General features: G+C 37.7%; 15 protein-coding genes. 11 read left to right on the top strand and 4 right to left on the bottom strand.

The genetic code is table 11. The features are described 5' to 3' along the window. Positions 1–16: 16 nt before the first annotated feature. Genes BQ2683_RS09355 through BQ2683_RS09365 form a run of 3 tightly spaced genes read left to right on the top strand, consistent with a single transcriptional unit; the run spans position 17 to position 3,428 of the window. Positions 17–1,444 (top strand): DUF3991 and toprim domain-containing protein, encoded by a 1,428-nt coding sequence (locus BQ2683_RS09355; RefSeq protein WP_159427370.1) that lies wholly within the window; start codon positions 17–19, stop codon positions 1,442–1,444. Then, complete coding sequence (locus BQ2683_RS09360) at positions 1,423–3,177, top strand: VirD4-like conjugal transfer protein, CD1115 family (protein WP_069988749.1); 1,755 nt, start codon at positions 1,423–1,425, stop codon at positions 3,175–3,177. The genes BQ2683_RS09355 and BQ2683_RS09360 overlap by 22 nt, the downstream gene beginning before the upstream one ends. Then, entirely contained in the window at positions 3,174–3,428 is a 255-nt protein-coding gene (locus BQ2683_RS09365; protein WP_069988750.1) for a helix-turn-helix domain-containing protein, read from the top strand. Before BQ2683_RS09360 ends, BQ2683_RS09365 begins: the two co-directional genes overlap by 4 nt. A gap of 142 nt (positions 3,429–3,570) precedes the next feature. On the opposite strand, the gene BQ2683_RS09370 is transcribed toward BQ2683_RS09365, so the two are convergent. Continuing rightward, complete coding sequence (locus tag BQ2683_RS09370; RefSeq protein WP_069988751.1) at positions 3,571–4,569, bottom strand: AraC family transcriptional regulator; 999 nt, start codon at positions 4,567–4,569, stop codon at positions 3,571–3,573. Between the two features lie 176 nt (positions 4,570–4,745). Between BQ2683_RS09370 and BQ2683_RS09375 the strand changes: the two genes are divergently transcribed. Beyond that, complete coding sequence (locus tag BQ2683_RS09375; protein ID WP_069988752.1) at positions 4,746–8,708, top strand: alpha-L-rhamnosidase-related protein; 3,963 nt, start codon at positions 4,746–4,748, stop codon at positions 8,706–8,708. 169 nt (positions 8,709–8,877) lie between these two features. Here the strand turns inward: BQ2683_RS09375 and BQ2683_RS09380 are convergent, their stop codons facing one another. Further along, positions 8,878–9,927: an AraC family transcriptional regulator gene (locus BQ2683_RS09380; protein WP_069988753.1), complete on the bottom strand. Its 1,050-nt coding sequence runs from the start codon at positions 9,925–9,927 to the stop codon at positions 8,878–8,880. 233 nt (positions 9,928–10,160) lie between these two features. On the opposite strand from BQ2683_RS09380, the gene BQ2683_RS09385 reads away from it, so the two are divergent. From BQ2683_RS09385 to BQ2683_RS09405, 6 genes are all read left to right on the top strand, one after another. Then, a complete protein-coding gene (locus tag BQ2683_RS09385) occupies positions 10,161–14,063 on the top strand; it encodes a glycosyl hydrolase (RefSeq protein WP_069988754.1) in 3,903 nt (1,300 codons plus the stop codon). A 497-nt stretch (positions 14,064–14,560) separates the two neighbouring features. Further along, positions 14,561–14,803, top strand: coding sequence for a hypothetical protein (locus tag BQ2683_RS09390; RefSeq protein WP_069988755.1), 243 nt, complete (start codon positions 14,561–14,563; stop codon positions 14,801–14,803). Position 14,804: 1 nt separating this feature from the next. After that, positions 14,805–15,380: an SOS response-associated peptidase gene (locus BQ2683_RS09395; RefSeq protein ID WP_069988756.1), complete on the top strand. Its 576-nt coding sequence runs from the start codon at positions 14,805–14,807 to the stop codon at positions 15,378–15,380. A 64-nt stretch (positions 15,381–15,444) separates the two neighbouring features. Next, the gene (dinB, locus tag BQ2683_RS09400; protein WP_476703393.1) at positions 15,445–16,704 is read left to right on the top strand and encodes a DNA polymerase IV; all 1,260 of its coding nucleotides are present in this window, start codon (positions 15,445–15,447) and stop codon (positions 16,702–16,704) included. Positions 16,705–16,896: 192 nt separating this feature from the next. Next, entirely contained in the window at positions 16,897–17,031 is a 135-nt protein-coding gene (locus BQ2683_RS13750) for a hypothetical protein (RefSeq protein WP_268873774.1), read from the top strand. 52 nt (positions 17,032–17,083) lie between these two features. Beyond that, positions 17,084–17,488 (top strand): hypothetical protein, encoded by a 405-nt coding sequence (locus BQ2683_RS09405; protein WP_069988758.1) that lies wholly within the window; start codon positions 17,084–17,086, stop codon positions 17,486–17,488. A gap of 276 nt (positions 17,489–17,764) precedes the next feature. On the opposite strand, the gene BQ2683_RS09410 is transcribed toward BQ2683_RS09405, so the two are convergent. Further along, positions 17,765–19,837 carry a C39 family peptidase gene (locus BQ2683_RS09410; protein ID WP_069988759.1) on the bottom strand — a complete coding sequence of 691 codons (2,073 nt, stop codon included), beginning with the start codon at positions 19,835–19,837 and terminating at the stop codon, positions 17,765–17,767. Between the two features lie 828 nt (positions 19,838–20,665). On the opposite strand from BQ2683_RS09410, the gene BQ2683_RS09420 reads away from it, so the two are divergent. Continuing rightward, entirely contained in the window at positions 20,666–20,881 is a 216-nt protein-coding gene (locus tag BQ2683_RS09420; RefSeq protein ID WP_069988761.1) for a hypothetical protein, read from the top strand. 302 nt (positions 20,882–21,183) lie between these two features. On the opposite strand, the gene BQ2683_RS09425 is transcribed toward BQ2683_RS09420, so the two are convergent. Continuing rightward, entirely contained in the window at positions 21,184–21,507 is a 324-nt protein-coding gene (locus tag BQ2683_RS09425; protein WP_069988762.1) for a helix-turn-helix domain-containing protein, read from the bottom strand. Between the last annotated feature and the right edge of the window lie 9 nt (positions 21,508–21,516).

Below are 21,516 nucleotides of genomic sequence, written 5' to 3' on the forward strand. Positions count from 1 at the left end.
TAGAAAGGAAAAAACAATGGCATATCTACATTTTACAGAGGAACAAAAAGAACGTGCCAAAAACACCGATATTGTAGAGCTGCTCCGCAGTTCTGGGATCAACCCCAAACAGGTGGGAAGCGAATACCAGTGGGACGATGGCAGTGGGAAAATCTCGATCCGGAACAATCTGTGGTTCCATCAATATGAGAGGATTGGTGGAGATACCGTCAGCTTTGTCAGGCGATTCTATCACAAAAGCTATCCCGAAGCCATGCAATATATTCTTGGACAATCGGCATCCGAAACACCATCCTGTCAATTAACAATGGGAAAAGAACGGAAACCCTTTGAACTGCCAGAAAAGAATCCTTCCATGTGCAGAGTATACGCCTATCTCATCAAACAGCGGTGGATTGAGAAAGACATTCTCTCCTATTTTGTGAGACAGAACATGATTTATGAGGATACCAACCACAACGCTGTTTTCGTGGGGTATGACGAACATGGACAGCCCCGTCATGCCCATAAGCGTGGAACCCATTCCGCTGTCAACTACAAAGGGAATGTATCCGGCAGCCTTGCCGCATATAGCTTTTCTCACATTGGTACCAGCAACCGGTTGTATGTGTTTGAAGCCCCCATTGATCTGTTGTCTTTCCTGACTATATATCAACAGGGATGGCAAGAACATTCCTATGTTGCCCTCTGTTCCGTGGCGGCACAGGCAGCCCTCAAAATCATCAAGCAAAATCCTAATATTCATGAGGCCTATCTTTGCCTGGATCATGACAAAGCAGGGATTGAGGGCTGTTACCGGATTAAAGAGCAAATTCAAAATGAATCTGATTGTTCTGTCCATTTCCTACAACCGGAAGAATACAAAGATTGGAATGAGCAGCTGAAGGCGTGTCATGGAATTTCATCCCTTCCAGCAGTGGATCATCCGAACCAAACGATGATAGAATCCCTCTGCAAATCGCTGCACTTTGACTATCAGGTAATGCTGAACCAATACCTTCATCATCCCAAGTTGTTGCTTCAATACGGCTGTGACAGCATGGAACAGATGGTAGAACAGCTGGAAAGACTCAATCCCAATTATGAAAAAGCAGTCTGGGAACGGACGTTGGACATGGCGAGGTTTACCCTCGCCTTTTCCATTGTCCGCCACCGTCAGTTTGGGATTGAGGAACTGGATCACTGGTATCTGGAACGGATGGCCTCCCTGTACCAGCCCCATAAAGATAATGGAAGCTATTCTTTTCGCGTAAACCGGATGAAAAGTGAGATGGAAACCATTACAAAAGAATTCAAACAGGAATCTGTTCTATCCCAATCAGAAATCAAACAACAGGTAGATCAGGTGCTAAAGCTGGGACTGGATGCCCTATGCCTGGGAATTTCTATACAAAACCAATCCATGAAAGGAGAACAGGAACCATGCCACCAATTGCGATACTAATTCTTGCGGGAGCTATCATGTTTGTCTTTTTTATGGCCATTTCCGCCTTATCCCATAGGTACAATCTCAATGGAATTAAATCCAAAACGGTTGGGGATGGCCAGTATGGGACAGCACGCTGGGCAAACAAACGGGAAATCAAATCCACCTATGTCCATCTTCCATTTACCCCAGACCTGTGGCGGAAAGGAAAATCCCTTCCCATCGACCAGGGGGTACTGGTTGGGTGTACCAAAGCAAAGAAAAAGACCATGGCGATGATTGACACGGATGATGTTCACGCCCTGATGATTGGAGCTGCTGGTGTCGGTAAAACCGCATTTTGGATGTATCCAAACATTGAGTATGCCTGCGCCTGTGGGATGTCCTTTTTGACCACCGATACCAAGGGGGACATCGCCAGAAATTACGGAACAATTGCTCAAAAGTATTATGGTTACAAACTATCCGTCATTGATTTGAGAAATCCAACTAGGTCACATTCCAACAATCTTCTTTATCTGGTCAACAAATACATGGATGCTTATCTGGATTCTGACAAGCTGGTCTACAAGGCAAAGGCAGAAAAATACGCAAAGATCATCGCCAAAACAATCATCCTCTCCGGTATGGACGCCAGTTCTTTTGGACAGAACGCCTATTTCTACGATGCGGCAGAAGGGTTGCTGACAGCTACCATTCTGTTGGTTGCGGAGTTCTGTGAACCAAAGGAACGGCATATTGTGTCGGTGTTTAAAATCATTCAGGAGTTGCTGGCTCCTTCAAAACAGAAAGGCAAAAACCAGTTCCAGCAATTGATTGAGATGCTGCCGGACACCCATAAGGCAAGATGGTTCGCTGGGGCGGCGTTGAATACGGCGGAACAGGCCATGTCGTCTGTAATCAGTACAGCCCTATCCCGATTGAACGCTTTTTTGGATTCAGAATTGGAGCAGATTCTCTGTTTTGACCCAGAGGTAGATGCGGAACAGTTTTGCCAGGAAAAGTGTGCTGTATTCCTTATTATGCCAGAAGAAAATCCCAACACCTATTTCATGATTTCCCTTTTGATCCAGCAATTTTACCGTGAGATTTTAACGGTAGCGGATGAACAAGGTGGTAAATTGAAGAACCGTGTGCTGTTCTTCTGCGATGAGTTTGGAACCCTTCCAAGGATAGAATCAGCCGAAATGATGTTCTCCGCTTCCCGTTCCCGTAAGCTCTCCATTGTACCCATCATTCAATCCTTTGCCCAATTGGAACGGAACTATGGAAAAGAAGGGGCGGAAATCATCATCGACAACACACAGTTGACCATCTTTGGTGGGTTTGCCCCAAACTCGGAATCAGCACAAATTCTATCCAAATCGTTGGGAAGCCGAACCGTGTTAAGTGGTTCTGTCAGCAGAGGGAAAAACGATCCCAGCCAATCCCTTCAGATGATGGAACGTCCATTGATGACTCCAGACGAGTTAAAGAGCATGCCAAAAGGACAGTTCATTGTGATGAAAACAGGGTTTTATCCCATGAAGGTACAGTTAAAACTGTATTTCAAATGGGGGATCATATTTGAGGAAGAATACGCTCTGCCCGAACAAGGAAATCGAACGATCACATATGCTTCCAAAGACCAATTGATGAATGCCATTTCTAAAAAGTGTGGGAAGCCTGTGGAACCGCAATGGGAGCAGAATCCCATTCAGGAATTATTCAACCGGAAAACAGTATTAAAGGAAAGGAAGGATTTTCCATGAAACAGTTACATCTCATCTACTGTGCAGACTTGCCTCACAGGGCAGTGTCAGTTTATTTATATCTCGCCAACCGAGCCAATAAGGAAAGCCAGTGCTGGCCGTCCATCCCAACCATTGCGTATGATTTAAAGCTGTCCCAATCCACCGTGCGGCGTGCTTTACATGACCTTCGCGCGGCCGGATACCTGGAAACAGAACAACGGTATCGATCCAAAGGAGGAAAGAGCAGCCTGTTATTCACCTTAAAATAGATAAGAAAAAACCACCTTCCATTCCACGCAATAGCTACGCCTAAATGATGGAAGGTGGTACCTGTCATCATGACAGGAGAAAGGGAACTCATCATAGTAAAGATATATTATTACAGAAAAGAAAATCAAGGTTAGAGAAATTTCATTTTTTATTTTTTTTCCTATATTGGGACATAGTCATACCAGTTTCCTGCTTAAATACCGTTGTTGCAAAGTTAAAACTATAGCCAACTTTGTCAGCAATTTCTTTTATTGGTAAAGTTGTAGTAGTTAAAAAGTTTTTGATGGCATTGATACGCGTTTCCTTTTGTAGTTCGGAGAATTTTTTCCCTGTGTGTTTATAAATATAATAAATCATATTCCGTTTAGAATAATGGAAATACTCTGCCATACTGGAAAGAGTGGCGTATTGGTAGTATGTATTAATATATTCTAATATTTTTGTTTTAATCATATCAGTTTGTTGATCTTCTTGAAAAGAACGTTGGTATTCTACGGATAACATTGTCAGTAGACCAAGCAGTAAAATTTGAAGATATTTTTGCGTCTGCTGGCTGTCCTTTCCCGTAAAATATTCCACAATCATATTCTGCAAATAAAATTGAATAGATTTATTTTGGCTACAATCAAAAATTAAATATGAAGATTCCATATCGCCATTTTGAATGGATTCAATAAAAAATCTTGTAAGGTTATTATTATCAGAAAGCATGGTAAAAAAGGTTTTTTGCATGAGGGATGGATGGATTAAAATATTAAAGATAATATCGTTTTGGGTTGGAATAGTGATACTGTGCTTTGCTTGCAAATTGTAAATACATAGAGAACCCTGTTTGAACTCACAGTCTTCATCGTTAATTGTAGAAAAACAGCTACCCTGGTATACATAAAACATCTCAAAAAAATCGTGGCTATGAGGGGCTGTATACCCAGAACCATCATGTTGATAATCTATTGTTACTACAATTTTTTGTTCGTTTTGGAAATAAATACCGGATGGTAAATGAAATTTATCGGTTGGTATCGAGAAACCAAATTTTTTTGCATGAAAAATACGATATGCAAGTTTGTTCATCTGATTGTGAGTTGTAGTTTCATTCATTATGATTTTTTCTAATTGTTGTTTTATATTTCTATCCATTCTTTTTCTCCTCCTTACAGCATATTATAATATTTCTATATTTAAATTGTCAATTAAGAAAGGAATCTTTATTTTGCACTTTATAGGAATATTTAAAGGATATTTGCACTTTTTTATATATTAAGTTAAATTATATTTTGTTAAAATATAATTAAAAATTAAGGAGGAACATAAAAATGAAAAGTTTTAAATTACACCGTATGCTTTCTAGCTTGTTGGCAGCGGCATTGGCAACCAGTGTTTTGTTTGCTTTTCCAGCGCAGGCAGATGAACAGCCTCTAACAGAAAATTGGGGCACATCCAACTGGATTTGGGATGGCGATGAACTGGATGAGAATGGTCTGGCATCTGAACAGGATGTTTGGATGAATTTCCGCCGTGATTTTACATTGGAATCTGTTCCAGAAATGGCGAAATTGAAAATCGCAGTAGATGTGAAATATTGGTTGTATGTCAATGGAGAAGAAGTAGTTTGGGAGGGTGGCGTAAAACGCGGACCAAATCCAGAAGACACCTATTATGATACTGTAGATATTGTAGATTATCTACAGCCTGGGAAGAATACTATCGCAATCCAGGTATGGTATTGGGGGAATACAGTAGGGCATAACAATCCAAGTGGTAGCGGTGGATTATTGGTATCTTCCGATCTGATCGACAGCAATACCAATCAGATAATCGAAACTGGAGATGGCTTATGGTGGAGTATGAGGAGCCCGGCGAATCTGAAGGATTCCCATTCTACTAGTGGGTTGTTAGCAGAATACAATGTCTTGTATGACGGAAGACAGGAGATTGATTGGATTAATCCAGACTATGTCCCATCTGAAGTAAATGGCTGGAGTTTGGCGCAAAATATCGGAGAGGATGAGCAAGATCCAGGTTATGCCGGGGATGGGCCTTGGAATGATCTGGTAGAACGGCCAATTCCACAATGGAAGGATTATGGCAGGAAACCACTGGAGTTTACTCCTGTGGACGGTTATTCCCCGCAAATTGTTACCACTCCCATTTCTGATTTAGGGATTACTTCAAATACATATTCTATTGAAACTGACCTTACATTGTCTGTTGTCAATATTCTTAGTTTTAAACTTGCGAATATAAGTTTCCTTTTTGGTGCTACAGATGCCAATCATTATTATAAAGCTTATATTGATTGTATCAATTATCTGGATGGTGGCGATAAGGCGACTCTGTATTTATCAGATTCACAAAAATCTATTGCTAATATTGATATTTCAAATATTCTTACAAGAGAAAATTATAAAGATAATATTAATATCCGTTTGGATGTTATCAATGAACAGGAAACCAATTTATATTTAAACGATGTACTTATATATACTTTAACTGATAATTTAGCATCAAACCAATTATCGTTTGGTTATGCAGGAGAGTTATCAGGAACAGGGATTGGTGCTGCTACCATTAAAAACATCACAATCAAAGGAATAGATGGAAGTAGTTATGCCAATAATTTTGAAACAGCAGAAGATTGCTCTATATTTCAAGGTAGTAACTTTTCTAATGGTATGCAAACTTCGGAATTGACAATGCTGGGAACACTTTCTGATAATGGACAAAAATACCAGGCACAATTGCCTTATAACTGCCAGATGGTTCCATATATCATTTTAGATGATGGAACAGAAGCAGGAAAAACGATTAAAATGTATACCGATACTTACGATTTATCAGATGAGCATATTGCTTACATCACCAAAAAGGGCGCCCAGGAATTTGAGGGAAAGAACTGGATCAACGGGGACTTCTTGTATTTTGATGTTCCAGATGGCGTTAAAGTAAAAGAAGTTGGATTCCGTGAAACAGGATATAATGTGCCTGCTGGAGAAAATACTGATTTTGTTGGATATTTTGATAGTTCCGTGAATGAAAACGATCCATCTGTAGCAGCCTTTACAGGAGGGCATACTTGGACAGAAGAAGAGGCAAATACAGATAATAACTTTTATGATGAGCTTTGGAAAAAGGCAACCCGTTCTTTATATGTCACCATCCGTGACCAGTATATGGACTGCCCTGACCGGGAAAGAGGTCAATATATCGGGGACGCCATTAATGAAATAGAAGAAGCTTTCTATTCTTTAGGACCAGAAGCAAACGCTATCAGTGAAAAAGCGATCCGCAATATTTGCGATTGGCAGGAAGTCGGAGAACGGAATGGCAGAACCTATTATTTTATGAGCAATGTACGTCCAGGTGTGTTGGAACAGGAGATTTGTGCGCAATCTTTAGGAACTGCATTGGCAGCGGAAAATTACTACCTATTTACAGGGGATACAGAACTGGTGCAGGATACCTATCAGCCATTGTACAATTATTTAACTAACTATGATATTATGGAAGATGGGGAATATTCCGGACTAATTTCTGTTCGTACACCGGATACTACTATGTATAATGATTTTATGAGTAATTGGCTCGACTGGGGCAATAATATGGATACTTTGGTGGAAACCAATGCGTGGTGGTATATTTCCGCAAAATCGGTAAGAGCATTGGCAGATGTAGAAGGTGTTCCGGCAACACAGGAACAAAAAGACTGGTTGGACGAACGTTTGGCAAGTATTGAGCAGAACTTTGAAAAATTCTGGAATGAAGATTTACAGGCATATGCAACAGAATGGAATGAAACTGATTGGTATCAGCCATCTGAATTGGAAAATGGCAGTCATGTAGTAGATGATCGTGTGAATGCTTTAGGCGTTATTTTTGGATTAATCCCAGAAGAAAGATATTCTCAAATGCGGGATGTATTTATGGGTACAGAATCTACACCAGCTTATGAAAATGTTAGTATCTATATGGAGAAATATGTAATTCAAGCATTGTATATGATGGGGTATGATACAGATGCCATGAGCCGCATTGAAAAACGCATGATGGAAATGGTAAATACTTCTACTGATAGTACTTTGTGGGAATTATGGGATAGAACTAGTGGAACCAAAAACCATGGTTGGTCTGGCGGTAGTATGATTGCCATGTCCCGTTACGCAGCAGGTGTGGAACCAACTGGGGCAGGATATTCCACCTGGCACGTAGTACCACAGTTAGGTAATTTTGAAGAAATCAATACCCGTGTACCGTCTGAAATCGGTAATATTGATGTAACTATCAATAAGACAGATACTACTTTGGACATGACAGTGGTTTCCCCGGGAAACAACGCTGAAATTTGGGTTCCAGTGGAATCAGGTCAAGGAGTTGTAACATCCAGCAATGCCCAGTATAAGGGAATTAAACAGGCATATCAAAAGGATTATGCTGTTTATGAAATTTCCGAAGCAGGAAGTTATACCTTTACAGCGACTGAAACCAATAAGGATATTCTGGATTCTGTCATTGCCTATGCGGAAAATGCAAAAGCAAGTGGGGAATATGACAACGCCATTGAAAGTGTACAAAAATCTTTTGATACAGCACTGGAAAATGCGAAAACAGTAGCGAAAAATGAAAATGCAAGTCAAGAAGAAATTGACCAAGCATGGAAAACACTGCTGAATGAAATCCACAAATTAGGATTTGTAGCTGGTGATAAAGACAGCTTAGCTAGTTTAATCGAAGCAGCAAAAGAAATAGACCTGAACAAATATGTAGAAGCAGGTCAAGCGGAATTCACCACAGCATTAGAAGCAGCCAAGGGTGTATACAATGACGGAGACGCCATGCAGGCGGAAATCAATGAAGTAGCGGATAATCTGTTAAACGCAATGCTGAATTTACGGTTCAAAGCAGATAAATCTATCCTGGAAGATGTTCTTGCAGAAGCAGGCAAAGTAGATGCAAACGCATACACAGCAGAAAGCTATGCGACATTACAAGTAGCAGTAGCAGAAGCAAACGATGTATACAACAATGAAAACGCAACTCAGGAAGAAGTAGACACAGCAGTAACAAGTGTACAAACTGCAATAGATAACCTGGTAGCAGTAGATGGAACCCCTGCTGAAACTCCAACGGAAAACAAGAATACAGCTGGAAGCCAGACAGGACAGGAATCCACCACACCAAAAGCAACAGCGGCGAAAACAGGCGATTTTGCACCAATCGCAGGATTAGCAGTAATCACCTTAGCAGGAGCGGTCCTGTTATTCATCCACAAGAAAAAATAATAACTTATAAATTTCTTTTTCTCTTTTCTATATAATGAAAAATCAGGGGATCTAATTGGATCCCCTGGTTTATTTATACACATACACTTTTGTAAAATTAAGTAATCCCCTTTGCTATTTATATAAAGCACAAAGTTACAAAATATAGGTGTCTACCTTTTAGGTTGAATCATTTACTGGATTTTCTATATTGGATCGGTGTTTTTCCATGATATTTTTTGAATGTTTTATCGAAGGTGGAGCGTTCTGAATATCCCAATAAAAGTGAGATTTTTTCAATAGAAAAATCGGAATTCTTTAAATAGTAAGTTGCTTTTTCCATTTTAAATGAATTTAGCAGTTCCGTAAATGTTTTTCCTGAAGCGCGATGGATTGATTTGGAAATATAGGTGGTACTGTAATGAAAATGTTCTGCTACTTGTGCTAAAGTAATAGAATTACAGTTTTCACTCATATATGCAATGATCTGAGCAATATCGAAACTCTCTTTTTGATTTTTTAACATTGGTTTTGAGGTTTTTTCTTGATATTGCCGGGTTAGTTGGGTTAATAAACAACAAAATAGATAGCTCATCATAGATTGACTATAGGCTGATTTGTTATCATATTCTTTCACAATATGATAAATAAGTTCTTCTGCTACACTGCCCTTTTCAGCGATAAATCGGAACGTGACGGGTTCGTTTTTAGCATCATATAAAGAGTGAAGGAAAAAACTAAAAAATAAATCGTTTTTTTGGATCATGTTTAACATAGAATTTGCAAAAGTTGACTTTCTAACTAATATATTAATTAAAATACCGCCTTTTTCTCCTGCCTCAATATAATGGCTTGCCTTTGTATTAAACATTAGGATAGAACCAGTTGGAAGCAAATACTTTTTGCCTCCCACTGTAGTATAAAAACTTCCAGAAAATACATAGGCTAATTCAAAAAAAGAATGATAGTGTTCAAATTTTATTTTCTGATTTTTAGGTCTTTTTTCTATCTGCTCATCAATACAGACAGTAATCTCTTCTTGGTCATCAAAAAACATATTTTCTTTGAATTCAAGCGGTGGATACTGTTTTGAAAAATCTGTCTGTTTTCGGATAAATTCCATATATGCCACAGCATCTTTATCATCAAAAAATTTTTTCCAAAAGTCTTGTGCAAAGTTTGGTGACTGATAAATACTTTTAATTATATTGTTAAAATTTTGGTAGTCCAATTCTTTCATGTTTTATTTCCCCTTTTATTCAAGATATCATAAATAAAGCTTTATTGTCAACACATCGTAATCAGAAAATATTCTCTTGACTTTATAGTATTATAAAAATAATTCTATTATTGTTCATCATTTATCATAAAAAATAGATGTTTTGTACAATTTGAATCATACTATAGTAACTAAAAAAATGATACAATTTAATAAAATATTGATCAATTGATCAAAGAAAGAGAGGAATTACCATGAAAAACAAAAACATGTTGAGCAAATTACTTGCATCTGTCCTTTGTGTGTCTCTAGCGGCTGGTACTGTATTATCCGTAGGGGCGCAATCAGTACAGGCGGAGGATTTTGCACAAAAAATCAGCGACCGCTTTCAAAATGTAGAAATGGATTATAAGCCTGAAGCAAGGTGGTGGTTGGCAGAAGGATCCCACACAGATCAAACTTTAATTGAATCAATCCATGAACTATATGATTCTGGATTTGGTGCGTTGGAGTTTGTGACATTGGACGAATCTGCTTATTTGGATGATGCTACCTATGCGTGGGGATCGGAGGAGTGGATTCATGATTCCCATTTAATTGTAGAAGAATGTACAAAGTTAGGAATGGGTGTGAGTTTTACCAGTGGAACAAACTGGGCAACCGCTAATTTAGTTAATATTACACCAGATGATCAGACGGCATCCCAGGAACTGGGATATAAAACCATTGATCTGGCAGGAGGAGAACATTATTCTGGTGAATTGCCAAAAGTAAGACTTCCAGAAGGCGCGACAAAAATGCGTTTGGAAAAAGTAATTGTTGCGAAGTCACAAGGGACAGCAGATGATGGGATACCTCTATTGAGTGAAGATTCTCTAACAGATATTACAGATTCTGCAACACAGGATGAAAATGGAATTTGGAGTATTGATTATACCGCTCCTACTGATGGAAATTATACAGTTTTTGTATTTTGGCAGTATGGTACTGCTGAAAACTATAAACCATCTATTGGAAAATCCTATACCATTAATTATTTGACCAAAGACGGCGCAAACGCATTAATTGATTATTGGGAGGAAAATGTTCTTACAGAAGATTTAAGGGAACAAATTCAAAAGAATGGTGATGTTTCCCTTTATATGGATTCTTTGGAACTACGTACAAAAGGACAGGATACCGCAGGGCAGCTTTGGAGTGAGGATTATTTACGGGAGTTTGAAAAGCGTCGCGGCTATGATTTAACAAAATATTTACCATTAATTATTGCAAATAGAACACCTATTCCTGAGTATAAATACGAAGTAGAAAGCGAAAATAGAGACAATGGACTGACAGAAAAAATCCGCAGAGATACTTATCAGACCAATACAGAGTTGTATATGGAAAACTGTCTGGAACCAATTCGGGAATGGCTGCACAGTTTTGGTATGACCTTACGTGCGGAAACTTCTTATGGCCAGTTGTTTGAGTTATCTCAGCCAATTAAATCAGTTGACTATGTTGAAACAGAGTCTCTAGAGTTTTTCTCTGAACTGGATCGTTTCCGCGGACAAGCGGGTGGAGCTCATTTATACGATAAATTATATTCTTCTGAAACTGGTGCTATTTTCAGTGGAAACTATTTGTATAACAACGATTATTTCAGACAGATTTTTTATACTCAATTTGCAGCCGGTGTTCAACGTACTGTAGTACATGGCTATTCTTCTGAATATGGTCCGGAACAAAATGTAAAATGGCCTGGATATGAAGGAATGGGTGCTGTTTTTTCAGAGCGTTTTAACAAACGTCAACCAAATTCCATTGATTATCCAGCGTTTAACAGCCATGTAGCTAGAACACAAAAAGTATTACGTCAAGGGTCTATCCAAATGGATATAGGCATTTTACGAAATGAATATATGATGGACTGTTCTTATTGGAATGCTACTGATAGTTATGATACCAACCATTTACGCCAACATAAAGGAATCTATTGGAAAGATACTGCTTTACAGGATGCAGGTTATACTTATGATTATTTCTCACCTAATCTTTTACAAGATCAGGACATCACCTACAACAATGGTGTTGTTCAGGCAGATAGCGCAGCATACCAGGCCTTAATTGTATTTGAAGAAGAGATGCCTTATGAAAGTGCTCAGGTACTGTTGCGATGGGCAGAATCTGGGCTCCCTGTTGTGTTAATAGACGGGCCGACAGAGGAAGACGTCCATCCAGATATTACAAAGTATAATCAGGGTGCGGCAATTACTACTGGATTTAATGATGGGAAAGATGAACAACTAAAACAAATCATGGATCAAATGAGAACGTTAGATAATGTGGCAAGTGTACAAACGCAGGCGGAAGCATACGATGCTTTAATTGGGCTAGGTGTCCATCCACGTGCGGAATATGTGGAGAGTGACCAACAAAATCTGCTTTCTGTTTTACGGAAAGACGATGATGTAACCTATCTATATTTATATAATTATATGTACACTGATACCGAAAACTATATTGGTCAAGTTTCTGTAGATGGTATTTATAAACCATATATTTTAGATACCTGGACAGGTGAAGTAAAAGAAACAGGTGTGTATACTTACAAAGATGGCAGAACAATCCTCAATGTTGACCTCGGACCTGGAGATATTATGGTATTTGCATTAGATCCAAATGGTGCAGACGAAACCCAACCAACTGTTGTGGCCACCACCGACAATGTATATCAGGTTACAGATTCTAGTATGTATGTAACACAAAGTGGTACTACAACACTCTCCTATAGTGATGGAACAACCTATCAGGTTGAGGTACAAGCTCCAGAGGATATCAACCTTGATAATTGGGACTTAACGATAGAAGACTGGAAACCAGGAGAAAAAATAACCCGTACAGAGGATAGAGGACTAGGGTACACTACCACTGAAGCTGCTTATACAACCAAAAAAGAGCTAATCCATGTAGGGAAAACTGAACTGATTCCGTGGAAAGACATAGAATCCGTAGGTCCTTATGTATCCGGCGTAGGAACCTATCGCAATACTTTTGCTTTGCCAGAAGATTGGGAATTAGAACAAGATGGTCTTGTGTTTCAGGCCGATTCTGTATCAGGCGGCACAGTAGCACTGTTTATCAATGGTACTCAAGTTCCAATTAATATGGATAACGCTACAGCGGATATTAGTGAGTTTGTAGTTCCTGGAGAAAATAGTATTGAAGTAAGAGTGACCAGTAGCCTGCGAAATCGACTTACGGAAAATGGATATAGTGGATGGCTGATTCCAGTAACTTCAGATAATTATGGAATGGTAGGAAATACTAGTTTGATCACTTATACAAAAGTTCCAATAGCTGAAATACAAAGTAATAAATCTATTTTGGATTCTGTCATTACTTATGCGGAAAATGCGAAAGCAAGCGGAGAATATGACAATGCCATTGAAAGTGTACAGAAATCCTTTGATGTTGCTTTAGAAAATGCGAAAACAGTAGCCGACAATGTAGCAGCAACTCAAGAAGAAGTGGATGCAGCATGGAAAACACTGTTGAATGAAATTCACAAATTAGGATTTGTAGCTGGGGATAAAACAGAACTGGCATCTTTGATTGAAGCAGCAAATGAAATCAATGCAGAACTTGACCGTTATGTAGAAGCGGGAAAAGCAAAATTTACCGAAGCATTGGAAGCAGCAGTAGCAGTATATGAAGATGGCGACGCCATGCAGGCAGAAATCAACCAAGTAGCGGATGATTTATTAAACGCAATGCTGAATTTACGATTCAAAGCGGATAAGTCTGTTTTAGAAGATGTTCTTGCGGAAGCAGGCAAAGTGGATGCGAATGCATACACAACGGAGAGCTACGCAGCATTAGAAGCAGCAGTAGCGGAAGCAAAGGATGTATATAACAATGAAAACGCAAGCCAGGAAGAAGTAGATGCAGCAGTAACAAATGTGCAAGCTGCAATGGATCAGTTAGTAGCAGTAGATGGAACTGTTTCAGAAGAAACAACGTCATCTACTGATGATACAGCTACTCAAACTGGACAGGAATCCACCACACCAAAAGCAAATGCAGCCAAAACAGGGGATTTCGCTCCAATCGCAGGCTTGACAGCCATCACATTGGCTGGTGCATCATTATTACTCACTCGTAAGAAAAAATAATCAATAGTAAATTTCTATTTCTCTTTTCTCTCATATAAAATATCTCCAGCTTTTCTAAAAGAAAGGCTGGAGATATTTTTTGATCAATATACAATAACAATTTAGGGTTATTAAAAATAGAAATAATTAATTTTTTAGAAAGACTCAATCTATATCATGCAAAAAAATGATAAAAAAGCAATATCCAAATTTATTGAGTAGTCCAAAATAGACCATAGAGTTATAAAAAATATTTTGATTCATCAATTCGAAGAAACAATTCTTTGTTCCATGGATACTTTAAAGGGAAAATAGCCTATTATTCACCTTAAAATAAACAAGAAAAAATCACTTTCCATCGGAAAGGTGGTACCTGTCATCATGACAGGAGAAAGGGAACTCATCATAGTAAAGATATATGATTACAGAAAAGATAATTGTATTTTATATATTTTTTATTTCGTATAGCAATCTTAATAAATGCAAAGGATAATAAAAACAGGAAAAGAGGTTTTTATTTGGCTAGGAAGGTATTTGTAGAGGTTACCGCAAAATTTGATACTGAGGGAAACCTGACACCTTTGTCAATTAGGTGGGAGGATGGGACTATTTTTCCTATTGACCGTGTATTGGATCGAAGGAGAGCTGCCAGTCTGAAAGCTGGTGGTCAGGGAATTCGCTATACTATTAGAATCAATGGACATCAAACCTATTTGTTTTATGAGGAACCCCGATGGTTCGTAGAAGGGAAGGAAGGGTAATATGTGTGGACGTTACAGTTTATTTACCGATGAACAAAACAAGGAAATCTTAAAAATCATTCAGGAAGTAAGCGCGAAGCATCCCAGCGTGGAGATGAAAACTGGAGAAATCTTTCCTACCAATATCGCACCTATTCTGAAACAGGAAAACGGTAGTATTCATCCAGATGCTGCAATTTGGGGATTTCCCCATTTCAAAAATAAAGGAGTTATCATAAACGCTCGTTCAGAAACAGCGTTTGAGAAAAAGATGTTCCGTGAGAGCCTTATTTTCCGTCGTTGCGTGATCCCATCTACCGGATTCTATGAATGGAGTCAAGATGAAGCACATCAGAAATACCGTTTTTTATTGCCTCAAAGCAATGTTTTATATATGGCTGGAATCTACAACGAATACAAAGGAGAACAGAGGTACGTCATCCTGACAACAGAGGGGAATGAATCCATACGGGAGATTCATCATCGGATGCCCGTTGTTCTATTGCCAAATCAGATTGAGCAATGGATTGAGGATTCCAACAGTACATCAGAAATTTTGCGTGGAGAGTTTCCCTCTCTGGTGTATACTGTTGCCTAGAAGATATTTCCAGTGAAAATTTAAGAAAAAACCTTTATAATAAGAACAGATGTTCTTTAAAGAGGTGAATCAGTTGCAGCAAAAAGTAATTCTGCACAGCGATTTGAATAATTTTTACGCCAGTGTCGAGTGCTTATACAATCCAGAGCTGAGAGGAAAACCAGTGGCTGTGGCTGGCGATCCAGAGCAACGGCACGGAATTGTATTGGCAAAGAATTACCAGGCAAAAGCTTATGGTATCCAGACGGGTGACCCTCTTTGGATGGCAAAGAAAAAATGCAAAGAGATTGTGTTTACGCCGCCCCACTATGATTTGTACATGCGTTATTCTGAGATCGCCAGGGATATCTATTCGGATTATACTGACCAGGTGGAACCGTTTGGTTTGGATGAATGTTGGTTGGATGTTTCCGGTTCCACCCAACTGTTTGGTTCGGGTAAACAGATTGCAGACGAGCTGCGGAAACGGATTCAGTTTGAATTAGGCATAACAGCAAGCGTGGGAGTTTCCTACAACAAAGTATTTGCGAAGTTAGGTTCAGATATGAGAAAGCCTGACGCAACCACCGTGATTGATCAACAGCATTTTCAGCAAAAAGTATGGCCGCTGCCAGCTAGAGACCTGCTCTATGTAGGGAAGGCTACGGAACGGAAGTTGTCCAATCACTGTATCCACACCATCGGGGATTTGGCACGGACAAACAAAGATTTTCTTTACCGATTGCTTGGAAAAAATGGAATCATGCTCTGGCTGTTTGCCAATGGGATGGATACTTCTGAGGTCAGTACTTTTGACTCCAACCGGATTATCAAAACCATCGGGAACAGCACCACCGCCCCCAGAGATTTAATTACCGATGATGATATCAAAATTACGTTGTATGTACTCTCGGAGAGCGTGGCGGAACGGCTGAGGGCTGCTGATTTTCTGTGCCGTACCGTGCAAATTACAATACGGGATAATCAGTTGAAATCCTATGAACGGCAGGGACGGTTATTGTATCCAAGTTGTACGGCGAAGGAACTCTTTCAACAGGCATATGCCCTGTATCAAATGCACAGACCAGAAAATCCGGTGCGCAGTCTGGGGGTAAGAGCCTGCAATTTGATGGTACAGACCACACAGCAGTTATCTCTGTTTGCGGACACAGCAAAACGGCAGAAACAGGAATGCTTGGAGGAATCCATCGACAACCTGAGAAGAAGATTTGGATATTTTTCCATACAGCGTGGGATTATGCTAACTGACACGGAACTTTCGAACCTTGATCCAGTCAACGACCATGTAATCCATCCAGAGGCTTTTTTAAAAGGGAAAATATAAAATATGCAAAAAACAAGGCTGGAAACCCTATTTTCAGTTTCCAGCCTTATGATAAAATGTTGAAATGATACTTTTATCCCTTTACTGTCAAATAAAATTGCACTGTTTATCCTTTTGTTTGACATATTACCTATATTTTTCTCTATTGCTTTATGTTATAATAAAAATAAAAAAGGAGAATTAAAATGAAAAATGCAATTAAAAAATTTATGTCCACTTTCAATGGATAATATTACCCAAAATAATAAAAACGGATACATTTCTTTTAGTTTTGATATTCCTAAAGGATGGATATCAAATGATGATGTAATACAAAAAGTAGAGTAAGAAAGAAATACTATAAGGGATTGAGAGTTTAAATCATTAGGAGGTATATATTATGTTAAAAGCAATACGCGATTTTTTAATTTATGATGCCTTTGTTGCTTTGATAATGATGATAGTATATATACTGCCAAGTAATAGCGGATGGATGTATTTTTGGGGATTTATAATTTATTATCCTACCATTTATTTAGGTCAATTTGTTTTTGGATTATTATTGGGATATCGCGCAATAAAAAAATACAATATTTCTTGTTTAAAATTTTTAATATTAAGTCTATTGTTTTTTTTAATAACTTGGTTTACATTGTGTATCCCATCCCTAAGCAGTATATTGTTATATGAATATATGAACGTTTTTCCATATATTAAAGCAAATGTTTTATATGCTTGTATTTTTATAGTATTTTATTTGTTGTCATATTTCATCACAAAATTTTACATAAAATTTTATTTTTAAAGATTCATAATTAAATTAAAAGGCGGTTTCTATTGAACAAGTCCAGTAAAAACAGACAATAGTAAAAAAAGGCCTCCTATGGTAAACTTAAAGAAATTACCATAGGAGGTTTTCTTATACAAAAACAAAACTGACTCCGCTTGAAAAACGAAGTCAGTTTGTTGCTTAGAATTTAATATTGACTACCATAGTAGCCTTTTTTGTTCTGTCTGCACATTTTGGAGCAGTTCAAATAGAAACCATCTTTTTTATTTAGCATATTTTTGTCAAAATATATTATTCATTAAGAATAGAATAAATATAATTTGAAAAAGAATTACAGCAAGCTTTATTTACTTTATCTGAAGGATTGTTTGCCTTTAAAACTAGCAACCCAAAAAGTGGAGCTCTTTCGTCTAAACCATTCATTGCAGAATAAATTGCATCTTTTAAACTATTCAAATCAGTAGAGCAATTCAATTCTTCTGTAATCCATTTGAAGCGATTGGAGAATAATGGATAATAATTTGTATAGTATGATTGAATTATATCAGAAAATATATGAAAATTCCAGTTGCTTGTACCATAAGACTCTTTAATTTTAGTACTGATTTTATAAGCATCAAAATCTGAACAGAAATCACTATAATTACAACTTGAATCTTCATTTCCGATTATTCGATCTGCCATTTTTTGCATTTCATTAAATGAAACATTTGGATTAATACTTTTTGTTGTGTCTGCCATTCCAGTCGCTAGGTCTCCACCCCAACCGGCCCAAAAGTGTGGTGGCAGACCTTCATTGATATATGCATCTATAGTAGCTGCCATATGCGCTAGATCAATTAACCCTCTATCTCCATCTGATACAAGTAATCTTGTTCCTTTTTGAATATACGGTTCCATCTGTTCAAATAGTGTTTTATCTGAACCTGTTGGTACATGTTGTTTCACTCTATTAACAAAATCAGTATCAATTGGGCGCATTGTTGTGAAATACCATTCATATTCATCATATTGTTGTGACCTAATAAAATTTACCATTCCTAATACAATATGAGTTGGAGTTGTTTGTAATCCAGGTTCATTTTTAATCTTATCATCATGATATTGTTTATACAAATTTTCTAATTCTATAAATTGTGGTATTAATGATAAAATAGAGATATTTTCTGGTTTAACATTTGGAATAGAAGGTCTCTCATAAATATATGGAGGAGTGACAGGTTCATTTTTTTCGAGTATAATAGCTTGTTTTCCTAATCCATCATAAGCAGCTTCTACAGAAGACTTACTGTAGTATGTTTGCTTATGTTCTAATGGATCGTTAAAGATATAGTTGTTATCATCATAGCCGACTAACAACAAACAATGTTCTGGAGCAATCCAGTTTATTACTCTATTATTGTAGTTCCATATTTTGCTGACATAAGGTTTTCTCATTGACATAGTTGCCCACATAATTACAGGAATATTATTGTCAATATATTTGGAGCACAATTCCTGTAATGATACATTACTCAATACTTTTGAGGAGTAGCCTGTATTCGGCAAAATTTTATTTAATGCTTTTTGAATAACTGGTGCATAACATCCATAACTTCCACCATCTCTTGGATTACCGCCAAAAGTTTCATTTGGATCAAATGGATAAGGCTGCATATCCAGATAATTATCAATAAATGTATCGACACTTATATTATTCCCAATGTAATTCAAAGCCATTACAGTACTAACGCTTTCACATCCGGTAGGCCATTTTGGATTTTGTGCAATAAACGGAGCATCAATAATTTTATACTTTCCTGTTGGTGTTTCAGTTGAACCGCCTCCGGTACTGCCTTGCCTAAAAATACGAATTTCAACACCACTGACCATATATCCGTCAATACCAGCGAAATCATCACTGCTTGTGTCTAATTTACCATCTAACCCATATTGGTTTTGAATACTTTGCATAATAGACAAATTGTTTACGCTGCATACCCATGGCTGCCATTTGAAATCAGCATGGACACGGTACATAACTACTACATCCGACGTTTCTGCTCCAGCGTTATTATGTGCTTTGATTTGCAGTAAGTGCATTTTTTTACCCGTACTGGAACCGGCAAAATCAGAACCCCTACTGCTTACACTTGGATAATATCCGCTTTCACCCGCGTTTTTCGTACGGTACATTAAATAATAATCACTGGCATTGGTGGTAATCCTGAGTCCATCTAATAATTGGTTTTCTATTTTACCACTGAAGTTATGCCATGCACCGTCTATGATATAGGAAAATTGGGCACCTGATGTGATTTCACCACCACCAGAACCACCTGTAGATCCTATCTTGAAAATACGAATCTCAACACCACTGACCATATATCCATCANGTCATGCCATGCACCGTCTATGATATAGGAAAATTGGGCACCTGATGTGATTTCACCACCACCAGAACCACCTGTAGATCCTATCTTGAAAATACGAATCTCAACACCACTGACCATATATCCATCAATACCAGCGAAATCATCTCCGCTTGTATCTAATTTACCATCTAACCCATATTGGTTCTGGATACTTTGCATAATAGACAAATTGTTTACGCTGCATACCCATGGCTGCCATTTGAAATCAGCGTGGACACGGTACATAACTACTACATCCGATGTTTCTGCTCCAGAGTTATTATGTGCTTTGATTTGCAGTAAGTGCATTTTTTTACCCGTACTGGAACCAGCAAAGTCAGAACCTCTACTGCTTACACTTGGATAGTATCCGCTTTCACCCGCATTTTTCGTACGGTACATTAAATAATAATCACTGGCATTGGTGGTAATCCTGAGTCCATCTAATAATTGGTTTTCTACTTTACCACTGAAGTTATGCCATGTACCGTCTATGATATAGGAAAATTGGGCACCTGATGTTACTTCCTGTCTTGGTTCAATTTTAAAATTGTAAATATTTATATATTTATTTTCCATTATATATACCTCCTTGTTTTTGATATTTAGATATAATTAAAAAATCGTTTTATAAACCGGTTCAAAGACAAATATTCTTTAATCTATCTATTACAATTTTAATTTGTTAGCTATGTGACTTTCTATGGCATCTAAATAATTTTTCAAATTTATAGTTTTTTCTAGATGTACAAACCAGAAACCCCCAATAAAAAGTTTAGGTGTATAATCTTTTAATTTTGTGATACAGGCTACACAGCAGTTATCTCTGTTTGCGGATGCAGCGAAACGGCAGAAGCAGGAATGGCTGGAGGAGTCTGTCGATACTCTCCGAAGAAGATTCGGCCATTTCTCGATTCAATGGGGAATTATGTTGACCGACCCCGCCCTTTTTGCCCTCGACCCAGTCAACGACCATGTGATCCATCCTGAAGCTTTTCTAAAAGGAAAAACATAAAAAACACCAGTTTGAAAAGATTCAAACTGGTTGACAATCAAAATAAACATCGCTCTATTGAAAATAAAGGTATTATCGGTAACACCCTAAGACAGGTTGTTGCAAAAATAAGTATACAATGAGCAAGAGTCGCTTAAATTACAGGCGGCTCTTTCAGTAGTTAGTAAGTTGTGATTAAATTATATTTTTTTATAATGTCAAAAATAAAATCCACGCAAAAATCAAGTTTACGTGGATGATTTATTTTGTAGATTCTATCTTTCTAAAAGAATTATCATGTATTATATTAATTAAGTGGTTAGCTATTTTTGTTTTAATGCTGTTAAAAATGCTTTTAAACTTCTATTTTCTTCAGGGGATAAATTTAAAATATCTTGATATAAGCTATCCATATCCATTTTTAATTCTTCTTCTGGAATTCCAAAGACTAAATAGTCCAAGCTTGTATGAAGCACTCTAGCTATATTGGATATTACTTGTAAACTTACTTTCGATTTTCCACGCTCAATTTCTGACATATAAGTTTCGCTTACATCAATAAGTTCACTTAATTTCATTTGAGTTAGATTCAGTTCACGTCTTTTTAATCTAATTCGTTGACCAATAACATGATAGTCTAATTTCATAACTGAACC

The organism is Massilioclostridium coli (assembly GCF_900095865.1).
Lineage (GTDB): Bacteria > Bacillota > Clostridia > Oscillospirales > Ruminococcaceae > Massilioclostridium > Massilioclostridium facile.

What these genes read in the sequence shown, in the direction of transcription:
- BQ2683_RS09370 (WP_069988751.1), bottom strand. Translation starts at nt 4,569, where the DNA reads ATGGATAGAAATATAAAACAACAATTAGAAAAAATCATAATGAATGAA.
- BQ2683_RS09375 (WP_069988752.1), top strand. Translation starts at nt 4,746, where the DNA reads ATGAAAAGTTTTAAATTACACCGTATGCTTTCTAGCTTGTTGGCAGCG.
- BQ2683_RS09380 (WP_069988753.1), bottom strand. Translation starts at nt 9,927, where the DNA reads ATGAAAGAATTGGACTACCAAAATTTTAACAATATAATTAAAAGTATT.
- BQ2683_RS09405 (WP_069988758.1), top strand. Translation starts at nt 17,084, where the DNA reads ATGTTAAAAGCAATACGCGATTTTTTAATTTATGATGCCTTTGTTGCT.
- BQ2683_RS09395 (WP_069988756.1), top strand. Translation starts at nt 14,805, where the DNA reads ATGTGTGGACGTTACAGTTTATTTACCGATGAACAAAACAAGGAAATC.
- BQ2683_RS09355 (WP_159427370.1), top strand. Translation starts at nt 17, where the DNA reads ATGGCATATCTACATTTTACAGAGGAACAAAAAGAACGTGCCAAAAAC.
- BQ2683_RS09385 (WP_069988754.1), top strand. Translation starts at nt 10,161, where the DNA reads ATGAAAAACAAAAACATGTTGAGCAAATTACTTGCATCTGTCCTTTGT.
- BQ2683_RS09365 (WP_069988750.1), top strand. Translation starts at nt 3,174, where the DNA reads ATGAAACAGTTACATCTCATCTACTGTGCAGACTTGCCTCACAGGGCA.
- BQ2683_RS09425 (WP_069988762.1), bottom strand. Translation starts at nt 21,507, where the DNA reads ATGAAATTAGACTATCATGTTATTGGTCAACGAATTAGATTAAAAAGA.
- BQ2683_RS09410 (WP_069988759.1), bottom strand. Translation starts at nt 19,837, where the DNA reads ATGGTCAGTGGTGTTGAGATTCGTATTTTCAAGATAGGATCTACAGGT.
- BQ2683_RS09360 (WP_069988749.1), top strand. Translation starts at nt 1,423, where the DNA reads ATGCCACCAATTGCGATACTAATTCTTGCGGGAGCTATCATGTTTGTC.
- BQ2683_RS13750 (WP_268873774.1), top strand. Translation starts at nt 16,897, where the DNA reads ATGCAATTAAAAAATTTATGTCCACTTTCAATGGATAATATTACCCAA.